This is a genomic window from Paenibacillus sp. FSL L8-0340, from assembly GCF_038593145.1.
Classification (GTDB): Bacteria; Bacillota; Bacilli; order Paenibacillales; family Paenibacillaceae; genus Paenibacillus_AQ.
Genome location: NZ_CP151967.1, coordinates 455478 through 468113, shown reverse-complemented (window position 1 = coordinate 468113; position 12636 = coordinate 455478). Strand labels below are relative to the sequence as shown.

The window sequence follows — 12636 nt, the reverse complement described above, 5'->3', positions numbered from 1 at the left end:
CCCTTATCCTATTATTCCTATTACAATTCCTTCTTGCTTCTTATTTCAGGGCTTTTATGCAGACCGGTGAAGGAACTTCCAGTTCATTGCCGGTAGGAATCAGCCTGCCACTCTCACAGTCGATTCTAAACGAGACGATATTGCCGCTGTTCTGATTGGCAGCGAGCAGCATTCCGCCCATAATGGCAAAGTTGCGCGGCGTGCGGCCGCCCGAATTGACCCAGTCCGCCGGTTCAAGCAAACCTGTAGCTGCATCAATAAGGAATAGGGCGATACTGTCATGCCCGCGGTTAGAGGCATAAAGGAACCGTCCGCAAGGAGAAACATGAATGTCGGCAGCCGTATCATCACTGCCCGCTGTGTACTGCTCCGGCAGTGAACTGACACTCTGGAGTACTCTCAGGTCCCCCTGCTGTTCGTCGCTTGCAAATACCGTAATGGTGCTGTTCAGCTCATTGATCAGATATAACCATTGTTCTGTGGGGTGATAGGCCAGGTGGCGCGGTCCCGAACCGGGAGGCAGATCCACTTCACGATGTGTAATCAGCTTGCCGTCCTGCACACGGTACAGCAGAACCTGGTCGAGACCCAGATCGCAGACCAGCACCCGCCCGCCGGTACTGTCGGGAATTACCGAATGGGGATGCGGCGCTTCCTGGCGGTCTATGCGAATCCCTGAGCCTTCATGCCGGACCTGGGCCGACATCTCTTGGAGAGAACCGTCCCCGCCCACAGGGAACACGTTGACATTGCCGCCCGTGTAATTGGCGACATATATGTAATCCCCTTGCGGATGAACGGAGACATAACAAGGGGCACCGCCTTCTGTACTTCTGCCGCCTAGCGGATGCAAGGCTTTGGTTCCCGCTTCAATGGCAAAGGCATGAATTTCGCCCTCATCCTGTTCGCTCGCTGCATATAGAACAGTTCCCGCACGGTTTACAGCCAGATAGGACGGATTCTCAATCCCCTTGGTACCGTCCAGTACTCTCATTTCCCCTGTATCCTTGTTCAAAGCCCCCAGCAGAATAGCATCCTCTTCCTTGGTATTATAAGTCCCCACATAAAATAGTACTTCATTAGGCTGTTCCATAGCAGCGTCTCCTTTTAGTGTAATAGCAGCGTATCTTGCTTGACCCCGGGAGACCCGCTTTCGGAGCTATCGTTTGCAGGTGTATTCCCTTACTTCTTATATACCCTGCAAAGCACCCTGTTCACTCATATCCGCGCTTCATTTTCACTATAACATGTTTATATACCCAACACATTATGCGGGTTAAACAGCATCTTTTGGGGCATACTTGAATACTGATAATAAGCAGCTAGGCAATATTTTACACATGGTTTAAACGTTCCGCTTGCGGTTAATAGTAACCATCGAAGATAACAAACACAAAGGAGCTGAAGCATAATGAGTTTATTATGGATGTTAATTGTAGGCGGGGTAATTGGTTGGTTGGCAGGTCTGATCATGGGCAGAGATATTCCTGGAGGCATTATCGGCAACATTATTGCCGGTGTTCTGGGTTCATGGCTCGGTGGCATGCTGCTTGGAAGCTGGGGACCAAAAATCAGTGATTTCTATGTCTTCCCTTCATTGATTGGTGCCATTGTCCTGATCTTTATCGTCAGCCTGATCCTCCGTTCGGTCGGTGGACGCAGCCGTTCTTAAGCTTGCCGACGAGCCAAGCTGACCAGATGAGTTGAACATTTGAACACAACCCGCCAGGGTCACCCTGGCGGGTTTATTGTGTCCCGACGAGCAGATATCCTCAGCATACCCGCCTGAATTTTTAGTTTCAGCTGCGATTCTGAACATCACAGAATTTCTGCTATAATGGAGAAATAGTGACACAAATCACAGAGAGGAAAGTGAATCATGGGCAATATTAACCCCTCGCTTCTGCATGTGGGCTCCACACTGGGGGCCGTGTTTATGGCGCTGATGGTTATTTTTATCCGCCTGAAGGCAAGCGCGAGACCGGTGACCCTCCGTAAAATATGGATACCGCCGCTCGGCATGTCCACAGGTTTTGCCATGTTCGTTGTACCAGAGGTCCGGTTTCCCTGGTGGTGGGCCGTTGTGGCTTTCCTGATCGGCTGGTTCATTTTCGCCTATCCGCTAATTCGCAGCACGGTATTTGAAGAACGGGACGGGCAGATCTATGCCCAGCGTTCCAAGAGTTTCGCCTTCATTCTGCTCGGATTGCTGCTGATCCGCACAGTGCTTCATGAGTTTATCAACCGATATGTATCCATACCGCAGTCAGGCGGATTATTTTTTATTCTGGCCTTTGGCATGATCCTCCACTGGAGGGTGTACATGTATAAGCGCTATACCCGAATGGCTCTGCCGAAGGCACCTATTCCCCAGCCCCGCGGATAAGAATGAAGCCTAAAATGAGTAAAAAGAGCATTTCATTGACCCTTAGGGCCGCACGAATGCTCTTTTTTTTATTCCTGGAAGTCCACCTTCACGCTACAAGCATAGAATATTCTATAACTCCGCCCAGTCATTCCTAACCTTTCATGTCATTTGTGGCAGAAAATGTTCGGTAAACACCCTCTTTTTTCACCTTCATGTCAGGTAACTTGCAATCAGATCAGTTAGAATATAAGCATACTTCACCAAGGATAGGAAACTCATACTTTTTAGAGAGCGAGGACAGGCAATTGAAAACAAAATCGAGAAAAGTGGCGATCGTCGGCTCCGGTAATGTGGGCTCCAGCTGTGCCTATTCCATGGTCAACCAGGCGATTTGCGATGAGATCATGATGGTCGACCGCACCTATGACTGGGCCATGGCACAAGCGCTTGACCTCTCGCATTGTATGGATTTCGCAGGGACACGCACCAAAGTATATGCCGGCACCGCCAGCGATTGCAGCGGAATGGATGTCGTTATCCTGACTGCCGGAGCCAATCCCAAACCGGGCCAGACCAGACTTGATGTCCTGGATGATGCTGCGGTTATAACCAAGGCTATTATTACAGAAATTATGGCTGGCGGATTCGACGGTATCTTTGTTGTTGCCGCCAATCCGGTTGATATTGTCACCTATATGGTATGGAAAATCTCCGGACTGCCGCGCCACCGCATTATCGGCACCGGCACCTCCATTGATTCATCGCGGCTGAAGACGCTGCTGTCAGAAGTATTCTCCATTGATCCCCGCAGTGTGAACGGCTATGCACTCGGCGAACATGGAGAATCCCAGTTTGTTGCCTGGTCGCATGTAACGATCGGCGGCAAACCGCTTCTGCAGATTATGGAGCAGCACCGCGAGCGGTTCAGGGATCTGGATCTGGAGGACCTCGCCCGCAAAACGAAGGATGCCGGCTGGGAGATCTTTACACGCAAAGGCTCCACGCATTTTGGCATCGGCAGTGCTCTGGCTTATATCACGCGCTCCATCCTGAATGATGAACACAAAATCATTGCCGTCTCGGCGATTCTGGACGGAGAATACGGGCAAAAGAATGTATGCGCCGGAGCTCCTGCCATTATCGGCGGGGGCGGCATTCAGGAACTGCTGGAGCTCAATCTCAGTGATCAGGAGTATGCGAAGTTTGATGCTTCATGTGGCATCATCCGATCCGGCATCGAAAGCCTGCACCTGGAAGAGCAGGTTTAATTCTCAAGTGGAAACGGCTTCTCGGTCCTCAAAAGGACGGTATCCGTTTCAGCGGGAAATAGAAGGATAATTTATAGCGTGAAGCATATAAATTCTTATCTTTTCAAACGAAACAGCCCCCGGCTGCCACGCTGCAACTCGCGAAGCCGGGGGCTGTTCTTATTTTATCTGCTGATTAACGGAATTTCTCGATCTCTTCTTTCAGCTCGGACATCATCAGATTCAGTGATTCCGCAGAATTGACTACCTGCTTCATTAGCTCCTTCTGATCTGTCGAGGCCTCAGCGACCGCCTGGGCGTTGTCCGCGGAAGTCTTGGCGATAATCAGCATATCTGAAATGGATGCCGTAATTTCTTCCGTGCCTGCAGACATCTCTTCATTAATAGCAGATACGTCCTGGATCTGCACCGAGACCTCACGGATGGAGGAGCGGATATGGTCAAAGGCGGACCCAACTTTCGTCATCTTGTCCATACCATCACCGATTTCGGAAATACTTTTTTCCATGGATACTGCGGCATTCGTTGTCGAATCCTGAATTTGTCTGATTAATTCAACAATATGCACAATCGCTATATTGGTACGCTCGGCCAGCTTCTTCACTTCATTCGCTACCACTCCGAAGCCCCGTCCATGCTCGCCCGCTCTGGCTGCCTCGATGGAAGCATTCAAGGACAGCAGTCCTGTCTGGTTGGATATCTCTGAAATCACATCGACGATTTGCCCGATTTGTTCCGATTGCTGTGTCAGTGTGCCGATGAGTTCAGCAGTCTGGCCTGCCGTAGAACTGATTACCTTCATCTGTTCAAATGTCGCCTTGATCTCATGATAGCCGTTCTCGACCTCCACACTTACGGACTCCGCCTGATCGGATACACTCACGGAGGATTCAGCAATTCTTTGCAAGCCTACCGCCATCTCTTCCGTAGCCCGTGCGGACTGCTCTGAACTTCTGAACTGCTCCTCCATTCCCTGCGCCACTTCCTGAATCACCTCTGCAATCTCTGCCGAAGTGTTGGAGGACTGAGTGGCGTAATCCAGCAGACCTTCCGCAGATACCGCTACCTCCACTACGGTTGTATCGATCTTGCTGACAATTCCGGACAGGGATTCAATCATATGATTAATACTCCGGCTCATCTGGCCGATTTCATCCTCTGAACCAACAGCCACACGCTCATTCAGCCGTCCGTCTGCCACCCTTTTCATCACTTCTGAAATAGCGACAATCGGCTTAACAATCTTCCGGGTAAGATAGAGGGATAATACCACGACAAGCAAAATAACGATGACTATAAAAATTGTCGTCAAGGTCTGGGCCGAATTCACTTTAGCGTAAACTTCGCTTTTGGGAACATTAATCAGCAGCTTCCAATCGGTGCCAGGGATAGTTTTGAAATATGTAATAAGAACTTTACCCTCTTCGCCCTTATAGGTTACCGAACCGTTAGGCTTACTCAATATACTTTTAACCGCTTTTTGCGTCCCGGGTTTCTCTGCATAATCCGCAATATTTTTCCCGATCTTTCCCGGATCAGAGGAGGCATAATAGTTCCCTTCCCCTGAAACTATAAATCCGTACCCGGTGTCTCCCACCTTGATATTTTTGGCCATTTCCATCATTATCTCCGGTGTAACCGAAAAGGCAATACCGCCGTTAAACTGGTTATTCTTATCCATAATTGGGACCATAATCGTAATGATATGTTTATTCAGCTGTTCCAGAAAAGTCATATCAGCTATTGACGGTTTATGTGTCTCCTTAGCCTCCAAGAAATACGGGGAGGTACCCGAATCCGCCGTCATCCCCATCATATTGCTGAGTTTACCTTCTTTACTGATAACGCTATAGCCTTCAGACTGAATGTCACTCTCTTCGAGCACCTTGATTACCGGGAAAATGCTCTCCGGCACTGCCGTATCAAATTCGGGATGCGTAGCGATCAGTTCCTGCACCGCAGAGGTTTTGGACTCCAGCCATTCCCCGAGCTTGGAACTATTCATGTCCAGAGTAGTTTCCGCCAACTCTTGACTATCCGACTTGGTTACACCGCCGAAATACTGCATAAAAAAGATGGTAGCTCCCAGCAAAGGCACGATGGAAATGGCAAGAATCACAAGCGACCATTTCGTCTGCACAGATGCTGGCTTTCTTTTCTTTGCTTTCATTTTCATTTTTTCCCGCTTCATTTCTGTCTCTTCCACCTTAAGTCCTCCTAGCAGTACTAGATACAATTTTCCAATTGCTGTAAATGTATACTAATATATCGGCAAAAACAGACATAAATCATTATATTCAATACAAAAAATAAGCCCTTAGTCCCACAATATGGAATCTAAAGAGCTTACTTTTTCATACTATTTTCATGTTTTTTCACATAATTTTCAAGCTATACAAGTTGAACTTAAATTTACCGAGCCGGCATAAAACGCAACTGCGGTGAATGTTTGGACTTCCGGCCGCTGTTGTCTACAGATTTCTTGAATTTATTCCGCTGCTTTTGCCTCTAGGTAGTTCTTTAGTTCAACTGATATAGCTTCAGGACTCCTATGACATTCATTCCGATTTAGGTGCCTGCAGCGCCCTGATGCTGTTCAGCACAGCAAGTACGGTTACACCCACATCCGAGAATACTGCCTCCCACATTGTAGCAATCCCGAATGCACCCAACAGCAGAAAGACCGCCTTGACCGCCAGGGCAAAAATTATATTCTGCCATACAATGCTCCGCGTCCGCTTGGCTATTCCGATGGCTGCCGCAATCTTCGACGGTTCGTCGGTCATAATGACAATATCCGCCGCTTCAATCGCTGCATCCGAGCCAAGTCCGCCCATTGCAATGCCCACGTCTGCCCTCGCCAGCACAGGGGTATCGTTGATTCCGTCGCCGACAAAAATAATTTTCTCCCGCTGTGACTTTTCCTTCTCTAATCTTTCGACAGCTTCTACTTTATGCTGCGGCAGAAGCTCGGCATAAATTTCATCAATTCCCAGCTGGCGCCCGACAGCCTCCGCTACCGACGAAGCGTCACCTGTCAGCATGACCGTCTTGCGGATGCCCAGCGCCTTCAGTTTGCTAATCGCCTGAAGGGAGTCGTCCTTCACTTCATCAGATATAACCAGATATCCTGCATATTGTTTATCAACAGCGATATGAACGATTGTTCCGCTCACCTCAGGAGTCCGGCTGGAGATCCCCTCGCGCTCCATGAGCCGGGCATTTCCGGCGAGTACTGCCCTGCCTTCTACAGTAACGGCTATCCCATGACCGGAAATTTCATTGTAATCAGCAATAGCTTCACCCGGAATATCTGCGCCGTAAGCCGACCGGATGGATTCCGCAATAGGATGGGGCGAATGACTCTCCGCATAAGCGGCAAGCCGCAGCAGCTCGCTCTCGGCAATACCTTCCGTTGGAAAGATGCCAGTAACTTTGAACTGCCCTTTTGTCAGCGTTCCCGTCTTATCGAACACAACAATCTTCACATCATTCAGTGCCTCAAGATAATTGCTGCCTTTAACCAGAATGCCATTCCGGGAAGCCGCTCCAATGCCGCCGAAGAAGCCAAGCGGAATGGAGACAACCAGCGCGCAGGGGCAGGAAATGACGAGGAAGACAAGCGCCCGGTAGATCCAATCCGAGAAGGTGGCCCCACTGATAAACAGTGGCGGCAGTACTGCCAGCAGCAGAGCTGTAATGACTACAACCGGAGTGTAGGCCCGGGCAAATTTCGTAATGAAATTCTCTGTTTTCGCCTTGTTGCTGGAAGCATTCTGCACCAGTTCAAGAATTTTGGATACCGCTGATTCTCCGAAGGTTTGAGTGACCTGAACGGTAATCACACCGTTGCGGTTGATAAAGCCGCTTAGCACCTGAGCGCCCGGCTCAGCCGAGCGTGGCACCGATTCTCCGGTAAGTGCGGACGTATCCATCATTGCACTGCCCTCGAGGATTGTTCCGTCAAGCGGCACCTTCTCACCCGGCTTGATAACAATGATGTCTCCAACGGCTACTTCCTCCGGCGATACTTTTCTCAGCTGCTCCCCTTCCTTAAGAAAGGCAAATTCCGGACGGATATCCATCAGCGCTGTAATGGAGCGGCGGGAACGGTTAACTGCCAGGCCCTGGAAGAGTTCGCCGACCTGATAAAAGAGCATGACAGCAACGCCTTCCGGGTACTCGCCGATGGCGAAAGCTCCGATCGTCGCCAGTGCCATCAGGAAATTCTCATCGAACACTTGGCCGCGGACAATATTCCTTGCGGCTGACCAGACGACCTCGCCGCCGACAATAAAATAAGCAGCCAGGAAAATCAGCAGCTCCGTGAATCCGCTGACCGGCAGGAACATTCCGGCTGCCGCTAGAATTCCGCCGGCGCCCAGCCGCAGCAGGATTTTGCGCGTATCCCCTTCCCCATGCTCATGGCTATGGGAGTGGCCATGAGCTTCATCATGTGCATGATCATGATTTTGGGCTTCATCACTGCCATGAGTGTGACTATGTCCGTGGCCCTCCCCCTGCCTTCCACCGGCAGTTTGAACCTCCTTCAGCTTCACATGCGGCTCAAGAGTAGTTACTGTCCGCTTTGCCTCTTCGGATACCGTGTCCGCATAAGCTGCGGCAGTCTCCAGTGTCATCATCTTCATGGTGAAATTTACGGAGCAGGATGACACTCCTTCAATCTTTTTCACCTTGTTCTCAATTTTCATGGCGCAATTTGCGCAATCCAGACCTTCGAGCACCCACTGACGTCTTACGTTTCCCTCCACCGCATTCAAATCACTCATCTCCCTTGGAAAAATCTATATATGAGTATCTGTTCATATGTTTACTTACACATATTATATTCTCCCTAAACTTGCAGTGTCAATGCAGATTCCGTATACTTCACCACTTTTTTTAAAAGGATAAGAAGATCACAATTGTTTCCAAAAGGGACTTGTAATTCAGCTCAGTTGCGAATACTATTAACATATGAGCAATCATTCATATGTCATTTTAGGAAGGGGTACCTGTATGACAAATCATCAACACAACGATAGCCACCATAAGCATGAACATCAGGAGCAGGAGCACGGACACCATCATTCGGAACATAATCATTCCGGCCATTCTCATTCTCATTCCCACTCTCACGCCCCCGATAACCTCAAAGGCCTATTAATCGCTCTGATCATTACCGGAAGCATCATGCTGCTGGAGTTCTTCGGCGGCCTGGTTACGGGCAGCTTAGCCCTCCTGTCAGACTCCGGCCATATGCTGGGCGATACGGTTTCGCTGGCCTTAAGTCTTGTCGCCATGATCTTTGCTGTAAAGCCCCCTTCTCTGAAAAATTCTTACGGCTACTACAGATTTGAGATTATGGCAGCCTTATTCAACGGAGTTACGCTGTTTATCATTGCCGGATTTATTATATGGGAAGCGTACCAGCGGTTCTTCTCACCCCCGGAGGTAGCAAGCGGTACAATGATGATCATTGCGGCAGTCGGACTGCTGGCTAACCTGGTCAGTGCATGGTCTTTAATGCGAAAAAGCAATGTGCAAGAGAACATCAATGTCCGCAGTGCCTATCTTCATATCGTTAGTGATGCATTAGGCTCGGTCGGAGCTCTGCTTGCCGGGTTAATCATGAAATTGTTCTCCTGGTATATTGCAGATCCAATCATCAGCGTGCTTGTAGCACTGCTCATCCTGAGAGGAGCCTGGGGCGTAATTAAACAGGCATTCCATATTTTAATGGAAGGAACTCCGCTTAACGTGAATACCCGTGATGTACAAGAAGCGCTGCTGCGCATTGACGGAGTCATCGAGGTTCATGACCTGCATATCTGGACCATTACCTCAGGGCTGGATGCGCTTAGCGGCCATCTGCTGATTCAGGACCCTAAGGATCATCAGCGTGTTCTCCAGGAGGCCACCAGTCTCGTGGAAGAAACTTTCGGCATTCATCATTCGACACTGCAAATTGAGGACTCCTCCATGAAGCACAGAAGCTTGAAGGTATAACGTGCGCTAGGACGGTGAAATCTCCTGACGCAAACAAAAGAAACCGTCCTTGCGCTAAAGCTAGCGCAGGACGGTTTTGTGTTTACAGCTGAGTTCTCATGAAAATCTATTCATGTCTGATATGCTCATGCGTCTGCAGAAAAATCTGTTCCACATGTGCATCGTTTAGTGAATAATAGACCGTCTTGCCTTCCTTGCGGCGCTTTACGATCCGCAGATTGCGCAAATAGCGGAGCTGATGGGATACGGCCGATTGCCCCATGTCGAGGATAACCGACAAATCGTGCACACACAGCTCTCTCTGCGACAAAGCGTAAATGAGCCGTACCCGGGTCGGGTCGCCCAGTGCTTTGAACATTTCCGCCATTTTATCCGTTGTTCCGCGGTCCGGCAGAATCAGCGCCATAGATTCCGGTTCCAGCTCCGAACCATTGCATGTGTTGTCGCATTCTTCAAGTGCCTCAGGCTCCATGCTCTCGCCCTCCTCTAATATGCTTATCCGGTGTTACTGGTTGTTAATAGTATCTTCTACGATTAATTATAGAAAAAACTTCACCGGATGTCCATGAGAAGGATTCAGCACTGCATGCAGCATAGAGATATTATACCGCTTTGCGCAAGAAGTGGAGCAGGCCTCCCGCCAAAAAGAGAACCAGGCTTCCTGTAACTACCAGCATCAAACTCTCCATCGGCAAATTAAAAGCTCCGAACTTATCTTCACCGTAAGGAGACATGGCCAGCAGCGGCTGCACCCAGGGATAATATGGGCCGTAGGTGGCTGAATTGGAGATGAGCATATTCGGTAAAGTCAGGCTTACATTCAGTGCCAGCGGTGCGCCGAAGCTGCTCCAGCCCTGGGATACTGCCAATTGCAGCGCGGCCAGCGGCAGGCAGGCGAACCAGCCGCCGAAGAGGCTGGTGAGAAGCAGCTGCCAAGGCACAGCACCTTCCGCACCGCGATATATCCCCATGCTTACCACCATAACTATAAACAGCAGCTGCACGGCGGCCAGCATTCCCATTATCAGTGTGAATTTAGCCAGGTACACAGAACTTCGTGTTACAGGCAGGGACAACAACTGCTTCCAGCCACCGTCGGTATGCTCGGAACGGCAGATTAAAGCCGCAAATATGCCGGCGAGCACGGGAAGGAACAACATTGAATGCATTAGCGACATTACACTCAGCAGCACCTGCCAGGTGATCTGCCCATCATCCTGCATATCGGCTAGCCCTCCGATAGGCAGCGCGACAGCCGGACTGAGCAAAATAAGCAGCCAGATATGAGATTTGGACATTTTCAGCTTCTCAGCCGATAGAACTCTCCAAAAGGTTCTCATCCTAGTCCACATCCTTTCGCGCAAAATGTATGGATCCCGGCAGCAGAATCAGCAAGCCAAGCAGCAAGCCTGCTCCGCTGAACAGCCAGGGCCGGGGAGCGCTCCAGGCTAGGGCCGGCCAGCTCAGGGGAACCCATTCCGACAGAAACAAGGAGAAGATGCTTAGCAGCGACAAGGTAATTCCCACCGACACCGGAAACGTCTGATTGCGGCTGGACAGGGAGAACCACAGCTGCAGTGAGATCACCGGGAGTGCTGCAGCATAAGAAGCAAAGCCGATTTGCAGCACCTTCGCATAAGGGATTGGCTGCGACTGGAACCCGAGGATCACTCCCAAGCCCACCGTACCCGCCGCCAGCAGCAGACAGGAGATAGTAAGCAGCAGCAGGCAGAGCAGCAGCTTGGCCATAAAGACAGAGGTCCGGGAAATCGGCAACGCCAGGAGCTGCTTCCACGAGCTCATTTGGTGCTCCACGTTGGCCATCATCGAACAGATCAGCGTGCCCCCCAGATAAAGAGCCACCGGAACGAAGTCAGCCACATTGCTGAGCAGCCCGCCCCATAAATCGGCATGATATTGCTGGGTCAGATAATCGTAACGTAGCCCAAAGTTCAGCCCCTGCATGGCAAGCAGGCCGATGGGGCCAAGGAAGACCAGAAACCACAGCCCTTTGCCGCGGATTTTGAGCCAGTCAGCCGACAGCGCCCGCCACATCATGATGCGCCTCCCTCAACAACCTGCAGGAAGAATTCCTCCAGTGATTGTCTGCGTTCTTCCACCCTGTAGATTGCATGTCCATCCTCGACCAGTTCTTTAATCAGGAGCGCCACTCTGGCATCGCTCATCCGCGGCAGCACGAGCCGCCCTTCCTGCATTTCACCGCCGCAGCCTCTTCGCAAGGCGAGCGCCAGTGCTGCTTCCGGCTCGGATACGGCAAGCCGGAGGTCTCCTGCCGCCTGCTGCTGCAGATGGACAATGGAGTCCTGATAAACCATCTTGCCCTGGCGGATAATGCCGACCGTATCCGCCATCTGTTCAATTTCGCTCAGCAGGTGACTGGACACAAGCACGGTAATTCCCTGCTCTTCCGGAAGCCGCTTGATCAGCGAGCGGATCTCCTGTATACCTGACGGATCAAGTCCGTTGGTCGGCTCATCAAGGATCAGCAGCTCCGGACTCCCGAGCAGTGCGGCAGCAATACCCAGCCGCTGCTTCATGCCCAGCGAGAAGCCCTTCACAGGCCGCTTTTCTTCTCCTGTCAGCGAGACAATATCCAGCACCTCGGCGATCCGCTGCTTAGGCACATTAAGAATCCGGCGGATCGCCTCCAGATTGTCCAGTGCACTCAAATGCCCGTAATATGACGGGGACTCCACAAGCGACCCCACTTTGCGCAGAATCTGCAGCTTGTTTTTACGGAGCTCCTGGCCGAATACCTTGATTTGCCCCGATGTCGGCTTGATCAGCCCCAGCAGCATGCGGATAGTCGTTGTTTTGCCTGCGCCGTTGGGTCCAAGAAAGCCGTAAATTTCACCTTTACCAATATTCAGGTTCAAACGCTCCACCGCAGCCCGGCCGCGGTATTCCTTCAGTAAATCCTTTGTTTCAATCACAGTTTCTTTCATTCTCGTTCACCTCGGTAACTAGCAT

General features: G+C 50.6%; 11 protein-coding genes. 4 read left to right on the top strand and 7 right to left on the bottom strand.

Annotated elements, in window-relative coordinates:
* Positions 1 to 40: 40 nt before the first annotated feature.
* On the bottom strand, positions 41 to 1093 hold the full coding sequence (locus NST07_RS02165) for a lactonase family protein (protein WP_342480980.1): 1053 nt from the start codon (positions 1091 to 1093) through the stop codon (positions 41 to 43).
* A 318-nt stretch (positions 1094 to 1411) separates the two neighbouring features.
* Between NST07_RS02165 and NST07_RS02160 the strand changes: the two genes are divergently transcribed.
* The 3 genes from NST07_RS02160 (at position 1412) to NST07_RS02150 (ending at position 3636) form a co-directional block, all read left to right on the top strand.
* Complete coding sequence (locus NST07_RS02160) at positions 1412 to 1672, top strand: GlsB/YeaQ/YmgE family stress response membrane protein (RefSeq protein ID WP_038585188.1); 261 nt, start codon at positions 1412 to 1414, stop codon at positions 1670 to 1672.
* Between the two features lie 207 nt (positions 1673 to 1879).
* Positions 1880 to 2386 carry a cytochrome c biogenesis protein CcdC gene (locus NST07_RS02155; protein WP_342480979.1) on the top strand — a complete coding sequence of 169 codons (507 nt, stop codon included), beginning with the start codon at positions 1880 to 1882 and terminating at the stop codon, positions 2384 to 2386.
* 287 nt (positions 2387 to 2673) lie between these two features.
* The gene (locus NST07_RS02150; protein WP_341089438.1) at positions 2674 to 3636 is read left to right on the top strand and encodes an L-lactate dehydrogenase; all 963 of its coding nucleotides are present in this window, start codon (positions 2674 to 2676) and stop codon (positions 3634 to 3636) included.
* 175 nt (positions 3637 to 3811) lie between these two features.
* Here NST07_RS02150 and NST07_RS02145 read toward each other — a convergent pair whose 3' ends face one another.
* A complete protein-coding gene (locus NST07_RS02145; protein ID WP_341089436.1) occupies positions 3812 to 5842 on the bottom strand; it encodes a methyl-accepting chemotaxis protein in 2031 nt (676 codons plus the stop codon).
* Positions 5843 to 6194: 352 nt separating this feature from the next.
* On the bottom strand, positions 6195 to 8426 hold the full coding sequence (locus tag NST07_RS02140) for a heavy metal translocating P-type ATPase (protein WP_342480978.1): 2232 nt from the start codon (positions 8424 to 8426) through the stop codon (positions 6195 to 6197).
* A 229-nt stretch (positions 8427 to 8655) separates the two neighbouring features.
* On the opposite strand from NST07_RS02140, the gene NST07_RS02135 reads away from it, so the two are divergent.
* Positions 8656 to 9645: a cation diffusion facilitator family transporter gene (locus NST07_RS02135; RefSeq protein ID WP_341089432.1), complete on the top strand. Its 990-nt coding sequence runs from the start codon at positions 8656 to 8658 to the stop codon at positions 9643 to 9645.
* A 106-nt stretch (positions 9646 to 9751) separates the two neighbouring features.
* Here the strand turns inward: NST07_RS02135 and NST07_RS02130 are convergent, their stop codons facing one another.
* The 4 genes from NST07_RS02130 to NST07_RS02115 form a co-directional block, all read right to left on the bottom strand.
* On the bottom strand, positions 9752 to 10117 hold the full coding sequence (locus NST07_RS02130) for a metalloregulator ArsR/SmtB family transcription factor (protein ID WP_341089431.1): 366 nt from the start codon (positions 10115 to 10117) through the stop codon (positions 9752 to 9754).
* Between the two features lie 130 nt (positions 10118 to 10247).
* Positions 10248 to 10985 (bottom strand): ABC transporter permease, encoded by a 738-nt coding sequence (locus NST07_RS02125; protein WP_341089430.1) that lies wholly within the window; start codon positions 10983 to 10985, stop codon positions 10248 to 10250.
* A gap of 1 nt (position 10986) precedes the next feature.
* A complete protein-coding gene (locus NST07_RS02120) occupies positions 10987 to 11703 on the bottom strand; it encodes an ABC transporter permease (RefSeq protein WP_341089429.1) in 717 nt (238 codons plus the stop codon).
* Complete coding sequence (locus NST07_RS02115) at positions 11700 to 12611, bottom strand: ABC transporter ATP-binding protein (protein ID WP_341089428.1); 912 nt, start codon at positions 12609 to 12611, stop codon at positions 11700 to 11702. Before NST07_RS02115 ends, NST07_RS02120 begins: the two co-directional genes overlap by 4 nt.
* Positions 12612 to 12636: the final 25 nt, after the last annotated feature.